We start from the raw sequence: 21,039 nt of genomic DNA on the forward strand, positions 1-21,039 counted from the left end.
ATCAGTACTCCAGTTTTAACGTGATATCGTCGCTGTAGGTACCTGCCTGGGCGGTTGTCAGCGCCCCGGCGTCAATCACGCCATACAGCGTTTCTTCCTGTTCCGCGCCGTTGCCGGTATCGTCCAGGCCATTCGTGCCGGTGATTTGCGTCTGTTTGCCTTCGTCAGCAAAGAGTTTCCACGCAATCTTCTGCGCGCCCGTGTCGCCGTTTTCCGGCTTCAGCCAGAAGGTTCCATTTTCGCCGTCGTTGCTGGTGGCGGTCAGAGTGAACGGCGTGCCGTTGGTACAGACGATATCGACCTGCGTTTTGGCCTGGATTTCGCTCGACTCATCGGAGCCGTGACGCGAGAAGTTGAGGTCGTTGGCTTTGAGGGTGCACGACTTCACGACCTCAAGTGATACGTGCATCGTCGCGCTTGCGGTGCTGTCTGCGGCGATCGCAGCAGCAGGAAGCAGGAGAACGGAACAACATACAGCGGTGGGAATAATTTTCATGATCTTATTTCCTGACGTGAGTAACAGTGCAATTACAAAGCGAATGACTGAGCGTCCAGCAGGCAGCGTTTTTGATGGAATGCCGCCAGGTTGTGGCAGCAACAAGTGGGGCAAGGCCATAAGCAGGCATTGCCGCGCAGAACGATGACCTTATCGCCAGCATTCGGAATGAGAGGGGTCATTTTCTGCCCCACAGATAGCCCTGGCCGTAATCGGCCGCGCTGGCGCGGGCCAGCGCGAAATCACCCGCGGTTTCAATGCCTTCGATCAGCACCTTGCTGGCGACGCGCTTGCACTGGCGGGTGAGATGCAGAAACTTCGCCTGCTCGGTCCGTCCGTTCCAGAAGGTATGTTTGTCAATTTTGATGCCGCAGAAGCGGATCTGGCTGGTCAGAAGTTCGGGAAGAAGGTCTTCGCAAACATCGTCTGCCCACACTTCTATCCCCCACTCATGGAGCGTTGCGATGCATTTCCGCAGCGCCCGGCTTTGCGTATCGTCGAGTTGTACCATCGAATGGAGATCGGTGACCTCGATAGCAAGTCTCTCCGGGCAGGGTGTTTCTTCTTTGAGCCTGTCGAGGAAGTCCGTGTCCAGCAGTAAATCCGATGTCGCATTGAGGTAATACTTGTCGCCATCCTTGCAAAACATGGCGTGACGAAGCTGCGCAAAGAAGTGCGCTTTACGCTGCGTCGCGGTCATCGAGCCAAAGTAATCTTCAAGATTGACGTGGGGCTTTGCCGTGGACAATACCTCCCAGGCAATCACATTTTCACTGCGCAGTGCCCGGATGGATTCGAACTTATAGCCGGTTAGCATGATAAAAGTGCGTAACGCTCCGTGGTGATTTCAGGAGCTGCACATTTTATGGATTTGGATTTTGACAGGATATTTATAGATAAAAATGGCTTATATAAAGTGTTTTTATCTATTTTATAAGATTTATAAAGGATTATTTATTTTCATAAGCGCCCGGCAGAACGCCGGGCGCGACGTGCATTAGCCCGCTTTGCTGATGATTTTGATTTCGACCATGCCAATTCCGATCTCGCGCGGCGAATGCCCAAGGATATTTCCCTCATTCGTGGACTGCGGGTCCGGCGGTACAATCACCAGGGTATTGCTGCGTGAAGGATTCTCAAAATGCAGCGTTTGTGTGCTCACGTCGTTTCCAAGCGTTAACGTCTGCTCCCGATCGCCCACGCGCACGGGTACGGGCTTGTTAGCATTAGGCCCATAGGCCCTGGCGGTGATCACCAGATCAAATTGTTCCGGCAGGGGATGGGTGTACTCAATTTTCACCTCATTGCCCAGTTGCGCGTTGGACCAGCGTCCCCAGGACTCCGGCCGCGAGATGCCGCTAAACTGTTTCACTTCCTCCGGCGCGCCGGCCACGTTAAAGATAAAGCTGTCCGCTTTGTAGCGAATATCGTTGTCGACGATTTTCAGCATGTCGACGTTACGCTGATAGCGCGCGGTATCTATCACCGTATCTTTAAAGGCGGTTTTGCCCTTCCACTGCGCCTTATCCACGTGCTGCACGGTTTGTTCTCCGCCAAGCTGGCCCTGCGAGACGCACCAGTCGGTCGAGAGCGCCAGCGGCTGCGACCAGAGCTGGCCCATTTTGTAGCACCGGTCGACCCAGACGAAGTTATCGCGTGGCGCAAAATCGGCCAGCTGGTAGCGCAGCGGCGCGGAATACTCGCTTTCCGGCAACGGCTCAACGCGTCCTTCCGAGACGCGCAGCAGCAGCGGCAGACGGAAGTTGCTGCCCGAGAAGGCAATGGTGTTTTTATCCCGATCGACGGTGAAGTCTTTCATCTCTTTCGGGAAGTTCCACAGGCGGATGATGTCTGGCTTCCAGGCGAGAATTTTTTCCTTCATGTTGAGGAACACTTCCGACAGGGATTGCCCCGACAGCGTGCTGCGGCCCAGGCCAATAAAGTTGTCGCCGCCCAGAATGTCCAGCACGGTGGCGCCGTTATCCATGGAGTTGCGTTTGGTGGCGATCTCCTCCTGCTGCGGCTGGTCGCCGCGCAGGACGAAGAACAGGTTGCTGCGATCCTGCTTGTTGAGCTGATCCCACGCGCTGTTTTTCATCGCCAGATGGTCAGATGAGACGACAATGACGGTATTTTTAAACCAGGGCGAGGCTTTGATTTTCTCGACCAGTGCGGCGATGTGCTCCTGACTGCAGGTGACGGCGCTGAACGATTTGTTGTTTTTGCCATCAATCTCATAGCTTTTGCGCTTGCAGGTGCGCGAGACAAACCCGTCCGGATGGTGGGTGTCCACCGTCAGCGCAAAGAGAGAGAAACGCTTGCCCGCGCGGGACAGCTCCTCGAATTTCTTCCAGGTTTCGTCGAGTACCGTATCGTCATAGAAGCCCCAGTCGTTGCGGTAGCTTGGATCGGCAACCGTCGTTTTTAACTCTTCTGAGCCGTACAGGTGGTCAAAACCGTGGGATTTCAGGAACACATCTTTTCCGGCGAAGCGCAGGTTTGCTCCCTGCATAAAATAATTTTCGTAGCCGGAGTTTTTCAGGATATCGCCGAGGCAAATATTCTGCGGGAAGAAGGTCGACATGGAGGCTGAGGCGTTACCTTCAAAAGGCGCGAACAGCGGGATACCACACTGGGAGGCAACCATCCCGGCAATCGTATAATCCGTGCCGGGCAACTGCATGGTGTGGCTGAAATCGAGACCTTCATTTTTCAGCGCGCCCAAATCTGGCGTCAGGTCCGGGAAGGCATCGTTATCAAAGTAGGTGCGCTCCAGGCTTTCACCGTAGATATAGACGAGATTGAGCGTCGGGTTGGCGATCGTTTTCGACGGCTCTTTGTAGTAAGCCGCGAAATCCGGATCGCCATCGCGCGACTGGGATTTCACCAGCTCGGTGATCTGATGGAACGCCGGGCTGGCGTCGACGGAGGCCAGCGCCAGGAATAACGCCAGCAGGCTGTAGCCATGATGGTGTGGATGATGGCGACGGCGACGCAGCACCCAGGCCAGCGCGCCAAAAATCATCACCAGCGCGACGATAAGGCCGAGCCCCGGAAGTATGTACTTACCCACACCTGCGCCCGTCAGGCTGTTCGTCAGGGTGTAGAGCACCGCATCGTTAATACCGTCACCGGTAAAGTAATCGCTGGCGTATAAGGTAATGTTTAAAATAATAAAAATGCCGAGCACCACCAGCGTGGCGATAAACCACCAGGTGTGACGGCCGGCTTTCCAGGCGTAAACGCCGACAGAAGCCAGAAAAAGGATAAGAGACAAGAATTCTGACAACAGCATATCCTCATGACGCCAGGTGCTTCGCTGGCTAACTGTTTATTTTTTGGGTGATACAATGTAATTGCGATGTCGTTAAGCTGCAATTTTAGTGTCACGAAAGTGTGCTGTTGTTAGGATTTGGTTTAGAAAATCGTTTTTATGAAGATGTGCACATCCTGACAAACGGACGCTGAGACGGTGGCAGGCAGGAAAAACGCTCATTTAGCGCCGCGCTGCAAGACTATCCCACTAAACGCGGCGTGTTGTGGCAGAAAATGGGGTGGATCAGGAGATGAAATTAACGCCTTGTTTCAGCACCAGATCGCAGGCTTTGGTTTTCACCTGTTTGGCCAGAGAAGAGTTGCCGAGGGTGCTCAGGTTAAGCTGCTGACCGTTCTGCGCGTTAAGCAGACCCTGAATGCCGTCCATGTAGTTGGTGTCCGCTTTTTGCTCCTGAGTATCCAGACCCAGTTTACCCAGCACCTGGTTTTTTACATTTTGCGCGTCGGTCACGGAGGCCAGCTTTTGCTTCGCGCAATATTCCAGAATCCCCGCCGCGTTGTTCATCGTCCCCGCGCTGAGGCTCTGGGAGCTGTTGCCCAGCAGGCTGGTGAGGGAAGAGGCGGAGAGTCCGCCCTGCGTGCTGCTGCTCTCTTTGGTCAGCTCATTTGCTGCGCTTGACAGGGATTCCTGCCAGGACGCCGCCTGCGCTGCGCCGGTTACCAGCAGCGCGCCTAAAAAGGTGCTGATTAGAATCTGTTTTTTCATCATGGCTCTCTCAAAAAGGTCCGTTTTGGGCCGAAGGGGTTCCAGTATATACCTGCGACCTGTCGGCGATTCCTGGAACTGTCTTAATACTCTTTCCCGGTGACGCGGCTGCGGTAACTGTCCCAGTCGAAGATGACATACAGGCTGTTACCCAGCTTCATGCGGTCCATGACGCGTTCCCCCAGCAAGCGGGTCATCTCGTCGATGTTGTGGTTTGTCAGCATGCCGGTGGGGCGCTTGGACGAGGAGCGGCGATCGACAATCTGGTTGATGATCACTTTTTCATAGCGGGATTCCGTCTGAACGCCAATCTCATCGATGACCAGCAGGTCGACGTTACTCAGATCGTTAAGCAGCTGTTCTTCGCTGGTTTCACGGTTGCTGAAGGTGTCTTTCATCGCGGACATGATATCGGCCACGGTGATGATGAGGACCGATTTACCGCGCAGAAGCAGCTCGTTGCAGATGGCGGCAGCAAGGTGGTTTTTGCCGGTGCCCGGCTTGCCGCTAAAGATGAAGCTGGCGATATTGCCGTCGAATTCATCCACGTACTGACGCGCGGCGGCGAGCGCGTTCATCTGCCCGGTGGTCTCAATTTTATAGTTATCGAACGAGCAGTTCTGGTGCAGGGGACGAATACCGGAACGGTTAAAGGTGCGCTGCATTTTCATCGCCCGATTTTCGCGGGCGAGCGCGGCGGCGCGGATCTTGCCTTGCTCTTTTTGCCACGCCAGCAGCTCTTCACCGGTGGTGAAAGCAGGCTTCACGTTGGCAGGCATCATTTTTTGCAGACGTTTCATCAGGTCGCCGACGTTCTTCATTTCGCACCTCGGAATCCGCTGGGGATCTGTTTATCCGGTTCTGAAAAGGCATTGATATCACGTTTTGGCTGGCCGTTGTTGCCGGCGCGGGTAATCTGGAGATGACGCGCGAGCTTTTGCTGCCACTGAATATGGGTGAACACTTTACCCTCCGCCTGCCACCAGGCGGTAAACGCGGCAAGCTCTTCCGCTGTGGCGGGTTGGGTTAACGCAATGCCCCACAGCGCGGCCTGCCGCTGAAAATCTGCATCCGGCTGCCAGCCCGCATAGAGGGCAAACTTACCCATCGGAACGGTCACGGGAACGTTAACCGGTTCATCAAAGAACTGGGTATCCAGCGTGACATCGCTTGCCGGGCGTGCCAATTGCGCTTCGATCTCCAGAAGCTGTGCCAGACGTTCCGGTGTGATTGCGTAAAACGCTGGCGCGTTGTCGGCAAAAACCGCAACCGTGCCGCCTTCGGCGTGGGTCAACACACCGCGTGGGTCGCGCATAAAGGCATCAATACCAGCAATGCTGGTGGTCAGAATTCTGGAGGACATAACGCTTACTCTACTGATTACTACGGGCGTGATACGGGCTTATGGTAGCACAGAGAGGGGAAAGGAAAGGAGGGGATTTCCCCGGTGGCGCTGCGCTTACCGGGGCTACAGTCGTAGGCCGAATAAGCGCAGCGCCATCAGGCAGTTATCACGCAATGATGTTCAGCGTGACGTCGATGTTGCCGCGGGTCGCGTTAGAGTACGGGCAAACAATGTGTGCCGCATCGACCAGCTTTTTAGCTTCCGCAGGATCCATACCTTCAACGTGGATGTTCAGTTTTGCTTCGATACCAAAACCGGTAGGCAGCGGGCCAATACCCACTTCGCCTTCAATAAAGGCATCTTTTGGCAGGGTAAATTTGTCGCGTGCGGCCACGAACTTCATCGCGCCCAGGAAGCAGGCAGAGTAGCCCGCGGCAAACAGCTGCTCAGGGTTGGTCACGTCTCCCCCCATGCCGCCCATCTCTTTTGGCACACCCAGTTTGACGTCCAGTACGCCATCGGAGGAGGTGGCACGACCGTCACGGCCACCGGTGGCTTTTGCTTTGGCGGTATAAACAACTTTTTCTAAAGACATGGCAGGTTCCTCATTTTGTTTAGATGCGTGCTATTAAATAGCGTGCGATATATATAGGTAAATAATGACGCGTAAAGTATAGCGTTACGCGCGGTGTAGCTGTTGTCGCAAAAGTTCGAGCTGCTGTTTGAGTGCCAGCAAGGTGTCTGTATCACACTGCGCTGCGCAACCTACCGCATGGGGGATACCCAATGCCTGCTGCTGGAGTTCACGTCCCGCTTCACTCAGGGTGACGGCGACCTGACGCTCGTCTTTGCGCGAACGGTGGCGGTTGATGAGCCCGGCGCTTTCCAGACGTTTCAACAGCGGCGTCAGGGTCGCAGAGTCAAGGAACAGCCGTTCACCGATGTCCGACACCGTCATATCATCCTGCTCCCACAGCACCAGCATCACCAGATATTGCGGGTAGGTCAGGTTCAGCGGTGCCAGCAGCTGCCGGTACAGCTTGTTAAGCGCCAGGTTTGCCGAATAGAGGGCAAAGCAGAGCTGGTTATCCAGCTTGAGCGCAGCGGTTGCATCGTTCGTTTTCGCGTTCATGAGATGAATATAGATAGTGTACGATTTAATTGCAAGCAATTTTATGGGCAGGTGTAACGGAGCGCCACCTGAACGGCCATTTTACGGTAGTGCTGGCGCTGCGCCTGCTCGTCTGCGCCTTCTTCAAACAGCAGCGTAAAGGTGTAGCTGTTGGCAACGTAGTGAAAGCTGAAGCTGCTTATCAGACGATGAAGGTCGCGGGCGTCAACCGTCTCACTGAAGAGCTGTTTTTCTTTCCCCCGGCGCAGGATCTCCTCCAGCAGGTCGAGCGCGCTGCGGTTGACCTGGCGGAGATAGCTCGACTGCTGCATAAAGCGGCCGCGCTGCATGTTTTCCATGCAGATAATCCGGATGTAGTCAGGGTGGTCGGCATGATAGTCAAAGGTGGCTTCAACCAGATTGACCAGCGCTTCGACCGGGGGCATTCCCGTCAGGCTTAGCGCTTTTTCACTGGCGCGAATCTGGGTGTAAACATGTTCAAGTACGAGGAGATAGAGGTTCTCTTTATTCTTGAAATGGTAAACCACCATGCGTTTGGTGGTGCCCGCTTTCTCTGCGATCTGCTCCATCCTTGCACCGTTCAATCCATACTCGGCAAAAAGCGCGATGGCGCTCTGAAAGATTTTCTCTTTCAGGCTGGATTCTTCACTGTGCTCGGGGTGTTCGCTGCCAGGGTTAGCCACATCCTTTCCTTATTTTCACCAAACGGACCAGACGGATTATCTCCACGGCAGCGAAATAACACAAATATCAAACGCGTGGGCGTTTACGGTACAGCCACAGGCCGGGGATCGACAGCCCGATGGAGAGCGCGCCGACGATGGATGACGCCTTAAGAAAGTTGCTGAGAAGAAGGATCATCTGAGGCTCGGTATAGCCGAAATGGCTGATTTTCACCGCGGAAATCATCGCGGTATAGGCCGATATCCCCGGAAACATGGGGATCACGGCCGCAACGGTGAATACTTTGGGATGCGCCAGATACCAGCGCGACCACTGGATGCCGATACTGCCGACCAGCATGGATGCCATAAATGTTGACCATTCGATGTTAAAACCCGCCGTCATCATCACCATTCGCGAGCCATGGCCAATCGCGCCCAGCAGCGCACACCACGGCAGCGCGCGTTGCGGTACGTTAAATACCATCGCGAAGCCGACGGCAGGAATGGCGGCCAGAAGCATGTCCTGCGCCAGCGCCAGCAGAAAATCGATCACGCCCATCCGCGTAACCCCCAAAGTGTCATGGCCATGACCACGCCGATGCAGGTCGCCAGCGTCAGCAGGCTGGCGATAGCCCAGCGAGCCAGGCCGGTATTGATGTGCCCTTTAAACATGTCGGCGACAGCGTTGATCAACGGAAAGCCCGGGACCAGCAGAAGCACGCTGGCGGCCATGGCAACGGTCGGCGTGTTGGCAAACTGCGGCAGGCGCAGCAGCAGACCGGAAACCGTGGTGGCGACAAACGCGGTAATGCAGAAGTTAATTTGCGGATGCAGCTGCCGATGCGTCAGCAGCTGGCGAACATACATGGCGATACTGCTGGCGAAAAAGGTGATGATTGCACCGTCCCATCCCCCTTTGTTGAGCTTACAAAAGCAGGCGCACGAGAGCCCTACCATCACCACGACGAGCCAGCGCGGATAACGTAATGGCTTGATCTGGTTGAACCGTTTTTCAATGTCACTGAGATCGAGAAGCTTATGTTCTGCAAGGATGACAATGTGCTGCACTTCGGTCACGACGTGCATGTTGATGCCGCGGTCATGGTTTTTGCGCGTGGAGGTCAGGCACTGACCGTCCTTGATTGTGGTCAGCACAATGGCGTTGGATGAGATTGCGCTTTCGACGCTGTCCATCCCTAGCGCCAGCCCCAGCCGGGTGGAAAGCTCCTCAACCAGCGCGCTTTCCGCGCCGTGCTGGAGCAGAAAAAGACCGCACTGAATACATAGCCGCGTGATAGCACGCTGCGTTGACCGCTCTGCCTGCATGTATTGTCCTGAAAAAAGATGGATAGCTATCTGTTAACCCATAGTGGGTACTTTTAGCACAGAGTGCAGTCCCTCTTGCTGTGGGCCAGATCAAGGTTTGTGCAAACAGTTGCAGTCCGTTTCGTGGAAGGGGGAAGGGATTAATTTATCAATACCATGAATTATAAATACCAAAATATAAAATATTTGTATTTAGTTATTCTAATTTTATATTGTCGTTATTTTAATGTCTCCACAATTAATTTTTGTTTCGCTTTGTGAGATATTACTGCTGTTTAGGCATTTCTTAAACTAAGCATACATCTCATCTTCTGCTTGTATTAACCAGTCTTACACTCAGGGACGAAAATACTCATACGTTGATGCGTTTTAACGTTACTCATCAAATGAAAAATGGACACGGAGGGTCTATGTTGTCATTGCATGGTAAGCATGGCGTTGTCATTAGCCGGATGCCCGTGATGCAAAACGGGTTAGGGGGCCTGATGGCACGTCATTTCCCCGAATTTGAATTGAGCTATTGCCGCTCATTGCAGGAATTAACGCTGCTCCAGTTGCGTCGCGCGGACGTCATTATTGCCGATATTTCAGGCGAATACAGAAACCCTCGGGGTGCGCTTGAAGAGTATTACGGTTTATTGAATCAATACCGGGATATTCACTGGATCTTTTTAGTCTCGCGGCCGCTTTACCCTATTGCGGTTGAGTTACTTATGCGCCCGGAAAGCACGTTGCTTTCTGACATGGAGCCTATTGAAGGCGTGGTTAACGCTATTCGGGCCGGTAGTGAGCGGGCAGAGCGGATTAGCCAGACGTTATTAACTCCGGAACCTCAGAGTACGGAGAATGAAAATGAACACGTTATCGCGCTCACGCACTCCGAACGTAAGGTCCTGCGTCTGTTAGGGAAAGGATGGGGGATTAACCAAATCGCCACATTGCTCAAGAAGAGCAATAAAACCATCAGTGCGCAGAAAAACAGTGCGATGCGACGGCTGTCATTACGAAGTAATGCGGATATGTATGCCTGGATCAACAGTACACAGGGAATGAGAGAGCTGAGTTTGCTATCAGCCTATGGAGAGTTCGAGGAATGGAAAAAACCGATTCAACAAGACATATCGCCATCATCGAAAATTGCGCGATGAGTGCCGTAGGGCTACAGCATCTTTTTGCGATGCCCGGCCTGAGCCATTATCAGCTACACCTGTTTAGTGAATTTGACAGTTTTAAGAATGCACTTCATCACGTTAATTTTTTCTCGCTGATCTACTCCCTTTCCGATGCGCGAGAGGAGCGCCGTAACTGCCTGGCGCACCTGCGGGATCTGGCGTTTACGCACGGTCATATCCAGCGCATCATTTTGGTTTCTGACGAGATGGAAGCACGGTTAATTAGCCATCTTTCGCCATCGCGCCTGCACGGAGTAGTCAGTAAATCGGTGACGCTTGAGCATCTGCAGAAGGAACTTGTGGAGTTGCTCAGCGAAACGCTGCGCATCAATGACAATATGCTGAATCACTGGTACCGGAGTCAGAACAGGATGCTAAGCCCCACAGAACGGGCAATATTGCGTTATATGTCCTGCGGGTATTCCATCCCTGAAATCGCGGCACAGCTTGAACGGAATATTAAGACTATTCGGGCACATAAGTTTAATGCGATGGTGAAACTGGGTGTGAATTCAGACGTAGGGTTGCTCGATGCGGCGGATATTATTACGCATCTTCCTGCAAGAGAGCCGCAATGTTTGGCTCTCCTCACGCCCACATTTTTATAACCCGTCTTTTGCGCGCCAGATATACTCTGGCGCGTCAATCAGATACAGACATCCACCCATTTTGCGGAAGTCAGTTCTGCCATTCTGTCAGGTGAAATGCGCACAGCGCTGTGAATTGCGCCTGCGGCGGGCAGCACTTCGGCGTACTGCTTCAAAGAGATATCGCAATATACCGCGAGCGGGTTTTCCAGTCCGAACGGGCATACACCGCCAACGGGATGACCGGTAATGGTCACCACTTCATCACTGCTGAGCATGCGCGCTTTCGCACCGAACGTGTCTTTGAGCTTTTTGTTATCCAGACGCGCGTCGCCTTTCGCCACCACCAGGATCACCTCATTTTTAACCTTGAGTGACAGGGTCTTGGCGATTTGTCCCGGCTCGACACGATGGGCGGCAGCAGCCAACGCAACGGTAGCAGTACTTTGACTAAGCTCAATAACGTCTATATCCGGCGCGTTGTCGGCAAAAAACTGCTGTACAGACTGCAAACTCATTGTTTCCTCCTGACAAATATCCTGCGTAATCTGTCATAAGAATTTATGCTCTGTAAATATCTCTTAAGTAACAAATACCCCAAACGGCTGATTTCTGGATCCTCTTCACAATCACGGAAACCGGTTACAGTAACCGGTTGCAGAGCGCGGAGCGTAGATTAATACTGAGTACGTAACGTCCCCTGTATCCAATAATAAGAGCCAAATATGAAACCATTTCGTCTGAGCAGTACCGCTGGTTGGCAAGCCAGCAAGGTTGTGAAGCTGATGTATGGAACAACGTGCGGCGCGTATGTGCCCGTAACAAACGTCTGACAGGAGATCTGCCATGTCTGCCAACCATGCTGCGTTTAATCTGATATTCCGTTTCGTCGAAAATTACGTCAGCCCGATAGCCGGGCGGATCTCTTCCCAGCGTCACGTTATGGCGATTCGTGACGGGTTCATCTCCGCGATGCCGTTTATGATTGTGGGTTCGTTTTTGTTAGTCTTTGCTTACCCACCTTTTTCGCCTGATACCACCTGGGGTTTCGCCCGCGCCTGGCTGGATATGGCGAAGCAGTTTGAAGGCCAAATCCTGACGCCGTTTGATATGACGATGGGCATCATGTCCATTTATATCTGTGCCGCCATTGCCTATAACCTTGGCAAACACTACGTCAAATCTCACCAGCTGGACCCCTTTATGTGCGCCATGCTGTCGCTGATGGCGTTTCTGCTGGTCGCGGCACCGAAAACCAAAGGCACGCTCCCTGTCGACAGCCTGGGGGGAACGGGCATTTTTACCGCGATTCTGGTAGCGATTTATTGCGTTGAGATGATGCGTTTCCTCAAAGCGCATAACATCGGCATTCGTCTGCCGGACCAGGTCCCGCCGATGATCAAAAACTCTTTTGATCTGCTGATCCCGGTGCTGGTGGTGGTGGTGACCCTTTATCCTCTGAGCCTGGTGATTCAGTCTCAGTTTGGCATGCTGATCCCGCAGGCCATTATGTCGGTCTTTAAACCTCTGGTTTCCGCGGCAGATTCCCTGCCTGCGATCCTGCTGGCCGTGTTGATTGGTCATCTGCTCTGGTTCGCCGGGATCCACGGCGCCGCCATCGTCTCCGGAATGTTGCAGATGTTCTGGCTGACGAACCTGGGCGCTAACCAGACCGCGCTGGCCGCCGGTCAGCCTCTGCCGCATATCTTCATGGAGGCGTTCTGGACGTTCTTTATCGTAATTGGCGGGTCGGGCGCCACGATGGGATTGGTGATTTGCTATCTGCGTAGCCGTTCAGCGCATTTACGCTCTATCGGGCGTTTGAGCGTGGTACCCAGCTTCTTTAACATCAACGAGCCGGTCATTTTCGGTACGCCAATCGTGATGAACCCGGTGTTCTTTATCCCGTTCCTGCTGGCACCGATGGTTAACGCCGTGCTGGCGTGGGCGGCGATGACGTTTGATTTGATTGGGCGCGTCATCTCCGTGGTTCCCTGGACGGCACCGGCGCCGATAGGCGCAGCGTGGGCCCTGGGCTGGGATTTCCGCGCGGCGATTCTGGTTGTGGTTCTGGCCTGCGTATCGGCGATCATCTACTTCCCGTTCTTCAAAGTGTATGAGAAGCAGCTGCTGGAGCAGGAAGCGGAAGAAGCGCAGCGTAGCGCGGAAGAGGACAATCAGCAGGTGGCCTAGGTAAAAGCAAAACGGCAACTCAGGTTGCCGTTTTTGTTTTTGTCGGCCCGGTAAGCGAAGCTCCACCGGGCAATTCACTGCTCTACTTGAGCGTGCAATCCCCACACTGCTTAACGTCCGGCAGGCGATAGCGCTGGCAGCAGGTGCGGCGAACCAGAAGCCCATCACGGAGCACGACGGTACGGAATAGCGGGTTGTCACGGCCATCGGAAAGCTGCTTTGCAAAGAAACAGGACTGACGCAGGGCCTCAACGTTCTCATCACCGAGAAGCGGCTTCATTTCCGTTAAATACCAGTGGATTAAATAGCCCGTATTGCTCCAGATAAGCTTCCCGTTAATCTCTCCCGTCGCTTCCAGCGCTTCCACCACCGGGATCAGGGCCTGCGTGATGAGCCGCTCCATACGTTCCTGAGCAGTGAGGCGTTCAGCGCTGTGGTCTTCGTGGAGATCAATCCAGAAGCAGGCAGCACGTCCGGTTTCGTGAAACTCGACGTGGAAATTATCCGGCGAGAGTTCAAGCATGCTCCTCTGTGTTAACAGCGCCAGCATGAGCGGAGGCACCATCAGCCCGATATACCACTGCGCCCAGAGGGAGAGCAGGGGTTTATTTTCCCGCGTAAGGGTAGGCTGATTGCGATAAATATGGTCGGAATAGGTGGCCAGCAGTGATTGTAGCTTAGACGGTTGGCGCCACTCTGAGAGCGTCATCGCGTGGGACGGGGGCGCTTCATCAAGCCGGATAAAGTCCAGCAGGTGGGCACGCGTTTCCGCAATCTTTTCCCGTATCGCATCTGCAAGCGAAGCATTCCCGCTGGTGAGCGGCGCTCGCCAGAGGAGAGGTTCGACGATCTGTGCGGTATGCGTGGCCATAGTATAGATAGAAATCTAAATGATAATGATTGCCAATCCTAACTATTGCTCATACCAATGGCAAGACTTTTGTCCTGGTGACCTCGTCGGTAGGGTTATGCCGTCTGAATCTCTTCGCTTAGCAGAATGTTATTGCGTCCCATATGCTTTGCTTCATAGAGGGCTTTGTCCGCTTTTTCCAGCGCGCCTTCCACGTCTTCATCCTCGAAAATGGCGATGCCAATGCTGATAGTGACGTTTGTCGCGACGCTTTCGTTAAACAGATGCGGGATTTTCAAATCATACACTTTCTGACGGATCCGCTCGGCCGTCTGGCGAGCGTGTTCGAGTGAAATGTTGGTCAGCAGCACCATAAACTCTTCCCCACCAAAACGCGCCACAATATCGCGAGAACGTACGGCGTCACGGATTGCCGCAGAGACGCGCTTCAGCGCCTGGTCGCCCATCATATGGCCGTAATGGTCGTTATAGGCTTTGAAGTGGTCGATATCCATCAGCAGGACAAAGTGTTCGCCATTTTCTACCGTGGGCAGATTCTCCAGACGGCTTTGCAGACCGCGACGATTATAGAGCCCGGTAAGCGGGTCCATCATGCTGAGGTCGGTAAGGGTTTCTCGTTCTTCCAGAAGGCGAGAGAGCAGTTCCTGAGCGAAACGGTCGTTGCGTCTTTGCAAAATGTTATGAATAGCAATTGCCACCACAGGAAGTGCGAAAGAATAGGTCATTCGCAGCCATATATCGTGATCGCTTAACCACAGGCAGACAATAAAGGTGGGCAATGAATGCAGCGTAAACGCTTTGATATTACTGGCGAACGCCAGCGTGCCGATAAAAAGTACCGTTAAAAGAGCAATTAGCAAATATGTCGCATGGTCCTGAGTAATTAAGGCGAATTTGGAGACAATTTGCCAGGCCCATAAAATACCGAAGATCGCTGAAACGACAGGAATATTTATCTTCCGCGCGCGCTTTCTCCAGTGCCAGACGAACAGGCCAGTACTGATGGCGAAAATAGCAATCAGAGGGGCAGAAAACAGGCGTACAGAATTGAGCGGATTTGTTACCGAGAACACTGCCGAGGTTGCGTTCAGAAATAAAAATAAACGTAACGATAATTGATATTTTCTGTGAACCAAAGACCGCCAGGATTGTGATGTCATAGTCGCGTGTTTTTATTAAAATTTAATTAAAACAGATAAATAGGTGTTATTTCGCAATAAAATATGCAAAAAACTCAAAGAGTAATTATCAGAAAATCTTTAGACGTTGTTAACAGGTGCGCAATTTATCACCTTAGACAATTCCTGTCATTACGGGAAAGGTAAAGGTCGATGGATTTTGATTCATTCAGCTGGCAAATGATAATTTTTGTTATATGATATTGGTTATCATTATCGTTGATAGAGGGAAAAGCATGTTGAACAGAGCGCTGGGCAGTGGTTGGGGGGTACTGCTACCGGGAGCCATTCTCGGCGGTTTGACGTTTGCCGATCTCTCTCTCGATACCTGGAAAGTCATCATCGCGTCAGGACTGCTAGTCACGTCAGGCATGATCTGGCATAAGCAGCTACGTCACTTTGTTTTACTGCCATCCTGTGTCGCGCTGGTCAGCGGAATTCTGGTGATACTGATGAGTTTGAAATAACAGGGAAAAAGAAGAAATTCAGAGGGGTTGTAAGATAATTGGTGCGAGGGGGGGGACTCGAACCCCCACATCCGTAAGGACACTAACACCTGAAGCTAGCGCGTCTACCAATTCCGCCACCTTCGCATACCATCGATACTGTAAAAGTATCGTAACCACGGAGGCGCATTCTAGATGTTTTCAGCTTTACGTCAACAGAAAAGTGCGCGTGATGCCTTGATTGATGCAAAAATGGCCGATGGACGCGCCGTGTATAGCCGGATGGCGCTTTCGCTTATCCGGCCTACAGGGGAGGCGATTACTTTTTGGCCTGACGCGTCATCACGGTGCGGTAGACCTTAAAGCGGCCGGTCTGGGCGATAACTTCGTGGAAGCCAAAAGTTTCATCCAGCACTTTCGGGTATGCCAGGAAGGCGTTCGCGACGATACGCAGCTCACCGCCGCTGTTGAGGTGACGAACTGCGCCACGGATCAGCGCTTGTGCCGCTTCCAGGCTGGTCTCCATACCGTCGTGGAACGGCGGGTTAGAGATGATCATGTCGAAGCGACCGGTGATGTCGGAGAAGACGTTGCTGGCAATGACTTCGCCTTCAATGCCGTTTGCGGCAAGCGTTGCGCGGCTGGCTTCAACCGCCGGGGCGCTCACGTCACACAGGGTTAAGCGCACTTTTGGCGAATGGCTGGCGAGCACGGTAGAGAGCACGCCCGCGCCGCAGCCTACGTCCAGCACTTTGCCTTTGGTGTGCGGCGTCAGGGTGGAAAGCAGCAGCTTGCTGCCCGTATCCAGCGCATCGCGGCTGAACACGCCCGGCAGGGTTTTGATGGTCAGGCCCTCAAGCTGGTACTCGTCCCAGTATGCCTGCGCATCAAACGTTGTCTGTTTTTCCAGACGGCCATGGTACAGACCACAGCGGCGAGCGCTGTCGACTTTATTCAGCGGCGCGTAGCCTTCCAGCAGCTGTTCCGCGCTACGCACGCCGCTGCGGTTTTCACCGACCACGAAAATATCGCAGCCGACCGGTAGCAGGGAGAGCAGGTTCATCAGCTGGAACTGGGCTTCCGGTTTATTCTTCGGCCAGTAGTAGATCAGCGTATCGCAGTCGGCGATATCGCTCTGCTCTGCCACCAGGCTAAAGCGCGCGCGCTCGCCCATCTGGCGGCTCAGCACCTGCCAGTGGTGGTAGTATTGGGTGTGGGCACGGCTTTCAGCACAGTCGAAACGCGCGGGCAGGTCATCCTGCATATCTCCGGCAAACAGAATACGGCTTTCTTCGAAATCATCACTGTGACGCAGCAAGACTTCACTTGCCGGGGTAAATGCAGACATGAATTGTTCCTCAATAAACTCAGGCGGGGATTATAGTAGGTAGATGGCGCACTTTCGACACATTTGCTATATTTGCGCGCCTGAGAGACAGGAGTTTTCCCTATGACATCCCGACGAGACTGGCAGTTGCAGCAGCTGGGCATTACCCAGTGGGCTTTACGTCGCCCGACGGCGTTGCAGGGCGAAATCGCCATCTCCATACCGGCGCACGTTCGCCTGGTGATGGTGGCGGAAGAACTGCCTGCCCTGAATGACCCCCTGATCGATGATGTCCTTCGCAGCCTGAAGCTGACGGCCGACCAGGTTTTACCGCTGACGCCAGAGCGTGTCGCGATGCTGCCTCCTGATAGCCGCTGTAACAGCTGGCGTATCGGAGAGGCAAATGAGATCTCTCTTCAGGGGAGCCAGATCTGCACGCCAGCGCTGGACGAACTGAAAGCCAACCCAAAAGCGCGCAGCGCGCTATGGCAACAAATCTGCGAATATGAACACGATTTCTTCCCTCACGACGCCTGACCTGTCCACCGCGTTCGCGATTGAAACACGCGCCCACGCGTTTCCGTGGAGCGAAAAAACCTTCGCCAGCAATCAGGGCGAACGGTATCTGAACTACCGCCTGGACGTTGACGGCACCATGGCCGCTTTCGCGATCACGCAGGTTGTTCTTGATGAAGCGACGCTGTTTAATATCGCGGTTGATCCCGCGTTTCAGCGCCGCGGGCTGGGAAGAGAACTGCTTGAGCATCTCATCCGTGAGCTCGAAACCCGTGACGTTTTCACCCTGTGGCTGGAGGTGCGCGCGTCGAATGTCGCCGCCATCGCGCTCTATGAAAGCTTAGGCTTTAACGAGGCGACAATCCGCCGTAACTACTACCCCACCGCAGAGGGACGTGAAGACGCCATCATAATGGCTCTGCCGATTGGATAATAAAAAATAAGGTTGTAACGATGAAATGGGACTGGATTTTCTTTGATGCCGACGAAACGCTGTTTACGTTCGACTCGTTCGGCGGCCTGCAGCGGATGTTTCTCGACTATAGCGTAACCTTCACCGCTGAAGATTTTCAGGACTATCAGGCGGTCAACAAACCGCTGTGGGTGGATTACCAGAACGGTGCCATCACCGCGTTACAGCTTCAGCACCAGCGCTTTGACGTCTGGGCGGAACGCTTAAAGGTCAGTCCGGGAACGCTGAACGAGGCTTTTCTCAACGCCATGGCCGATATTTGTGCGCCCCTGCCGGGCGCGGTTTCCCTGCTGAATGCGTTGAAAGGTAAGGTGAAACTGGGGATCATCACCAACGGTTTTACCGCCCTGCAGCAGATCCGCCTTGAGCGCACCGGCCTGCGCGATCATTTTGACGCGCTGGTGATCTCGGAAGAGGTTGGCGTGCCGAAGCCGGATCCGCGAATTTTCGACTACGCGCTGGCGCAGGCCGGCAATCCCGACCGCGATCGTGTCCTGATGGTGGGGGATACCGCAGAGTCAGATATTCTGGGCGGCATGAAGGCTGGTCTGTCGACCGTCTGGCTCAATGCACATGGCCGCGTGAAGCCTGAAGGCATCGAGCCGACCTGGACCGTGACGTCGTTGAACGAACTGGAGCAACTCCTGTGTAAACAATGATTGCCTGCCCCCCGTTGATGGGTAAAATAGCCGCAATTTTGTATTCCATGATGCGTGGCGTGCTGCCGCGCTTATAAAAGAAGATTTAATTATGACGTTGTCTCCTTATCTGCAAGAGGTGGCCAAGCGCCGCACTTTTGCCATTATCTCGCACCCGGATGCCGGTAAAACGACCATCACTGAGAAGGTGTTGCTGTTCGGACAGGCGATCCAGACTGCGGGTACCGTTAAAGGCCGTGGCTCCAGCCAGCATGCAAAATCCGACTGGATGGAGATGGAAAAACAGCGTGGTATTTCGATTACCACCTCCGTGATGCAGTTCCCGTATCACGACTGCCTGGTGAACCTGCTGGACACCCCGGGTCACGAAGACTTCTCCGAAGATACCTACCGTACCCTGACGGCGGTGGACTGCTGTCTGATGGTGATCGACGCCGCGAAAGGTGTAGAAGATCGTACCCGTAAGCTGATGGAAGTCACCCGTCTGCGCGATACGCCGATCCTCACCTTTATGAACAAACTCGACCGTGACATCCGCGATCCGATGGAGCTGATGGATGAAGTGGAAAACGAGCTGAAGATCGCCTGTGCGCCAATCACCTGGCCAATTGGCTGCGGTAAGCTGTTCAAAGGCGTTTACCACCTCTATAAAGACGAAACCTACCTGTATCAGACCGGTAAAGGCCACACCATTCAGGAAGTGCGCATCGTGAAAGGTCTGGACAACCCGGATCTGGACGCGGCGGTCGGCGAAGAGCTGGCCGCGCAGCTGCGCGACGAGCTGGAGCTGGTCAAGGGCGCGTCTCACGAATTCGACAAAGAGCTGTTCTTGAGCGGCGAAATTACCCCGGTCTTCTTCGGTACCGCACTGGGTAACTTCGGCGTTGACCACATGCTCGACGGGCTGGTGGAGTGGGCGCCGCAGCCGATGCCGCGCAAAACCGACACCCGTGAAGTGGAAGCGAAAGAAGAGAAGTTCACCGGCTTCGTGTTTAAGATTCAGGCCAACATGGACCCGAAACACCGTGACCGCGTGGCCTTTATGCGCGTGGTGTCCGGTAAATATGAAAAGGGCATGAAGCTGCGCCAGGTGCGTATCGGGAAAGACGTTGTCATCTCCGACGCGCTGACCTTTATGGCGGGTGACCGTTCGCACGTTGAAGAGGCCTATCCGGGCGACATCATCGGGCTGCACAACCACGGCACCATCCAGATCGGTGATACCTTCACCCAGGGTGAAATGATGAAGTTCACCGGTATTCCGAACTTCGCGCCGGAGCTGTTCCGTCGCATTCGTCTGCGCGATCCGCTTAAGCAGAAACAGCTGCTGAAAGGCCTGGTTCAGCTCTCCGAAGAGGGCGCCGTGCAGGTGTTCCGCCCGATTGCGAACAACGATCTGATCGTGGGTGCGGTCGGCGTGCTGCAGTTTGACGTGGTCGTTGCGCGCCTGAAGAGCGAATACAACGTAGAAGCGATTTACGAATCGGTGAACGTCGCGACCGCGCGCTGGGTTGAGTGTTCTGACGTGAAGAAATTCGAAGAATTTAAGCGTAAGAATGAAGTTCAGCTGGCGCTGGATGGCGGCGATAACCTGACCTATATCGCGCCAACGATGGTCAACCTGAACCTGACGCAGGAACGTTATCCGGACGTTCAGTTCCGTAAAACCCGCGAGCATTAATCCCCTCTCAGAGCACGGCATTCGCCGTGCTCTTCTTTATTTCCAGTCTTATTAATCCCTTGCGGAATGTTCTTAATTCAACGCAATTTCACGCTATTCGCCCATTTTTTACCCAATTCTGAAAGCGGCTCTGTGAGAGTGATCTATATTTAACTCAGTGTTTAACACCGGGCGTGGATAAATTAACTGTTCAATGCATGGCTTTAGGTTATCCAATTTGCCCGTGTGTTTATTCGCAATATATATCACTACTAAGGAAGTATGTAGCCCGAATAACGGGTCAACACAGGAATAGATCGATGAATATGACAAGACTGAAGATTTCTAAAACTCTGCTGGCTGTAACACTGGGTAGCGTTCTGGTGAGCGGCTCCGCCCTGGCGGAAAGCAGCACCATGGATAAAGCACAATCCACGGCCGATAGCGCAGGGCAAAAAATCGATAGCTCTATGAATAAAGTCGGCAATTTCATGGATGACAGCTCTATCACAGCAAAAGTGAAGGCCGCACTGGTGGATGATGAAGCCATCAAGAGCACCGATATTTCCGTTAAGACCGACAAGAAAGTGGTCACGCTGAGCGGCTTTGTTGAAAGCCAGGCTCAGGCTGAACAGGCGGTGAAAGTGGCGAAAGGCGTCGAAGGCGTCGCCTCCGTCAGCGATAAGCTGCACGTGCGTGATGGCAAAAACGCGTCGGTGAAAGGTTATGCCGGTGATGCAGCCACCACCAGCGAAATCAAAGCTAAACTTTTAGCAGATGACATCGTGCCGTCCCGTAAGGTGAAAGTGGAAACCACCGATGGCGTGGTTCAGCTTTCCGGTACGGTAGATTCGCAGGCGCAAAGTGAACGTGCCGAGTCCATCGCGAAGGCGATTGATGGTGTGAAAAGCGTTAAAAACGATCTGAAAACGAAGTAAATCTCGACCATTCG

The 21,039-nt window shown here is 53.6% G+C and carries 24 protein-coding genes and 1 tRNA gene; 9 read left to right on the top strand and 16 right to left on the bottom strand.

Going from position 1 to position 21,039, the window contains the following annotated elements; genetic code table 11:
• Position 1 precedes the first annotated feature (1 nt).
• From FHC52_RS01800 to FHC52_RS01850, 11 genes are all read right to left on the bottom strand, one after another.
• Positions 2-496, bottom strand: coding sequence for a spore coat protein U domain-containing protein (locus tag FHC52_RS01800; protein WP_008502098.1), 495 nt, complete (start codon positions 494-496; stop codon positions 2-4).
• Between the two features lie 178 nt (positions 497-674).
• Entirely contained in the window at positions 675-1,313 is a 639-nt protein-coding gene (locus tag FHC52_RS01805; RefSeq protein WP_045409189.1) for an EAL domain-containing protein, read from the bottom strand.
• Between the two features lie 180 nt (positions 1,314-1,493).
• Positions 1,494-3,785, bottom strand: a complete 2,292-nt coding sequence (opgB, locus tag FHC52_RS01810; protein WP_023326656.1) for a phosphatidylglycerol--membrane-oligosaccharide glycerophosphotransferase — start codon at positions 3,783-3,785, stop codon at positions 1,494-1,496.
• Positions 3,786-4,055: 270 nt separating this feature from the next.
• A complete protein-coding gene (locus FHC52_RS01815; RefSeq protein WP_021240596.1) occupies positions 4,056-4,538 on the bottom strand; it encodes a DUF2501 domain-containing protein in 483 nt (160 codons plus the stop codon).
• 83 nt (positions 4,539-4,621) lie between these two features.
• Entirely contained in the window at positions 4,622-5,359 is a 738-nt protein-coding gene (gene dnaC / locus FHC52_RS01820; protein WP_008502094.1) for a DNA replication protein DnaC, read from the bottom strand.
• Entirely contained in the window at positions 5,356-5,901 is a 546-nt protein-coding gene (gene dnaT / locus FHC52_RS01825) for a primosomal protein DnaT (protein WP_021240595.1), read from the bottom strand. Before dnaT ends, dnaC begins: the two co-directional genes overlap by 4 nt.
• A gap of 148 nt (positions 5,902-6,049) precedes the next feature.
• The gene (locus FHC52_RS01830; RefSeq protein ID WP_008502092.1) at positions 6,050-6,478 is read right to left on the bottom strand and encodes an organic hydroperoxide resistance protein; all 429 of its coding nucleotides are present in this window, start codon (positions 6,476-6,478) and stop codon (positions 6,050-6,052) included.
• A gap of 84 nt (positions 6,479-6,562) precedes the next feature.
• Positions 6,563-7,015 (bottom strand): MarR family winged helix-turn-helix transcriptional regulator, encoded by a 453-nt coding sequence (locus tag FHC52_RS01835; RefSeq protein WP_023293337.1) that lies wholly within the window; start codon positions 7,013-7,015, stop codon positions 6,563-6,565.
• Positions 7,016-7,056: 41 nt separating this feature from the next.
• Positions 7,057-7,698 (bottom strand): TetR family transcriptional regulator, encoded by a 642-nt coding sequence (locus tag FHC52_RS01840; RefSeq protein WP_008502090.1) that lies wholly within the window; start codon positions 7,696-7,698, stop codon positions 7,057-7,059.
• 67 nt (positions 7,699-7,765) lie between these two features.
• Positions 7,766-8,239, bottom strand: coding sequence for a threonine/serine exporter (locus tag FHC52_RS01845; protein ID WP_020885295.1), 474 nt, complete (start codon positions 8,237-8,239; stop codon positions 7,766-7,768).
• Positions 8,230-9,006: a threonine/serine exporter ThrE family protein gene (locus FHC52_RS01850; protein WP_021240591.1), complete on the bottom strand. Its 777-nt coding sequence runs from the start codon at positions 9,004-9,006 to the stop codon at positions 8,230-8,232. Before FHC52_RS01850 ends, FHC52_RS01845 begins: the two co-directional genes overlap by 10 nt.
• Before the next feature lie 410 nt (positions 9,007-9,416).
• Here FHC52_RS01850 and FHC52_RS01855 point away from each other — a divergent pair, with 410 nt between their 5' ends.
• Together FHC52_RS01855 and bglJ are read left to right on the top strand one after the other, a co-directional pair.
• Positions 9,417-10,154, top strand: a complete 738-nt coding sequence (locus FHC52_RS01855; protein ID WP_008502087.1) for a LuxR C-terminal-related transcriptional regulator — start codon at positions 9,417-9,419, stop codon at positions 10,152-10,154.
• On the top strand, positions 10,151-10,786 hold the full coding sequence (gene bglJ / locus FHC52_RS01860; RefSeq protein ID WP_032622978.1) for a DNA-binding transcriptional activator BglJ: 636 nt from the start codon (positions 10,151-10,153) through the stop codon (positions 10,784-10,786). The genes FHC52_RS01855 and bglJ overlap by 4 nt, the downstream gene beginning before the upstream one ends.
• Before the next feature lie 38 nt (positions 10,787-10,824).
• Here the strand turns inward: bglJ and FHC52_RS01865 are convergent, their stop codons facing one another.
• Entirely contained in the window at positions 10,825-11,283 is a 459-nt protein-coding gene (locus FHC52_RS01865) for a YbaK/EbsC family protein (RefSeq protein ID WP_008502085.1), read from the bottom strand.
• A gap of 328 nt (positions 11,284-11,611) precedes the next feature.
• Here FHC52_RS01865 and FHC52_RS01870 point away from each other — a divergent pair, with 328 nt between their 5' ends.
• The gene (locus FHC52_RS01870) at positions 11,612-12,958 is read left to right on the top strand and encodes a PTS cellobiose transporter subunit IIC (protein WP_008502084.1); all 1,347 of its coding nucleotides are present in this window, start codon (positions 11,612-11,614) and stop codon (positions 12,956-12,958) included.
• Positions 12,959-13,040: 82 nt separating this feature from the next.
• Here the strand turns inward: FHC52_RS01870 and fhuF are convergent, their stop codons facing one another.
• Positions 13,041-13,829, bottom strand: a complete 789-nt coding sequence (gene fhuF, locus FHC52_RS01875) for a siderophore-iron reductase FhuF (protein WP_220419881.1) — start codon at positions 13,827-13,829, stop codon at positions 13,041-13,043.
• A 95-nt stretch (positions 13,830-13,924) separates the two neighbouring features.
• Complete coding sequence (locus FHC52_RS01880) at positions 13,925-14,989, bottom strand: GGDEF domain-containing protein (RefSeq protein WP_023293335.1); 1,065 nt, start codon at positions 14,987-14,989, stop codon at positions 13,925-13,927.
• Positions 14,990-15,204: 215 nt separating this feature from the next.
• Here FHC52_RS01880 and FHC52_RS01885 point away from each other — a divergent pair, with 215 nt between their 5' ends.
• Entirely contained in the window at positions 15,205-15,474 is a 270-nt protein-coding gene (locus FHC52_RS01885; protein WP_175441116.1) for a DUF1435 domain-containing protein, read from the top strand.
• A gap of 39 nt (positions 15,475-15,513) precedes the next feature.
• Here the strand turns inward: FHC52_RS01885 and FHC52_RS01890 are convergent.
• Positions 15,514-15,600, bottom strand: a tRNA-Leu gene (locus tag FHC52_RS01890).
• A gap of 172 nt (positions 15,601-15,772) precedes the next feature.
• Positions 15,773-16,801: a 16S rRNA (guanine(1207)-N(2))-methyltransferase RsmC gene (gene rsmC, locus FHC52_RS01895; protein WP_069597853.1), complete on the bottom strand. Its 1,029-nt coding sequence runs from the start codon at positions 16,799-16,801 to the stop codon at positions 15,773-15,775.
• 102 nt (positions 16,802-16,903) lie between these two features.
• Here rsmC and FHC52_RS01900 point away from each other — a divergent pair, with 102 nt between their 5' ends.
• The 5 genes from FHC52_RS01900 to osmY all read left to right on the top strand — a co-directional run bounded on the left by FHC52_RS01900 (position 16,904) and on the right by osmY (position 21,025).
• The gene (locus tag FHC52_RS01900; protein WP_032675908.1) at positions 16,904-17,317 is read left to right on the top strand and encodes a DNA polymerase III subunit psi; all 414 of its coding nucleotides are present in this window, start codon (positions 16,904-16,906) and stop codon (positions 17,315-17,317) included.
• Complete coding sequence (rimI, locus tag FHC52_RS01905) at positions 17,286-17,729, top strand: ribosomal protein S18-alanine N-acetyltransferase (protein ID WP_008502078.1); 444 nt, start codon at positions 17,286-17,288, stop codon at positions 17,727-17,729. Before FHC52_RS01900 ends, rimI begins: the two co-directional genes overlap by 32 nt.
• A 20-nt stretch (positions 17,730-17,749) precedes the next feature.
• Positions 17,750-18,427 (top strand): pyrimidine 5'-nucleotidase, encoded by a 678-nt coding sequence (gene yjjG, locus FHC52_RS01910; RefSeq protein WP_008502077.1) that lies wholly within the window; start codon positions 17,750-17,752, stop codon positions 18,425-18,427.
• 91 nt (positions 18,428-18,518) lie between these two features.
• Complete coding sequence (prfC, locus tag FHC52_RS01915) at positions 18,519-20,108, top strand: peptide chain release factor 3 (RefSeq protein ID WP_008502076.1); 1,590 nt, start codon at positions 18,519-18,521, stop codon at positions 20,106-20,108.
• 299 nt (positions 20,109-20,407) lie between these two features.
• The gene (gene osmY, locus FHC52_RS01920; RefSeq protein ID WP_008502075.1) at positions 20,408-21,025 is read left to right on the top strand and encodes a molecular chaperone OsmY; all 618 of its coding nucleotides are present in this window, start codon (positions 20,408-20,410) and stop codon (positions 21,023-21,025) included.
• The last annotated feature ends 14 nt before the right edge of the window (positions 21,026-21,039 follow it).

The organism is Enterobacter sp. EC_64 (genome assembly GCF_019584165.1).
GTDB classification, from domain to species: Bacteria; Pseudomonadota; Gammaproteobacteria; order Enterobacterales; family Enterobacteriaceae; genus Enterobacter; species Enterobacter roggenkampii.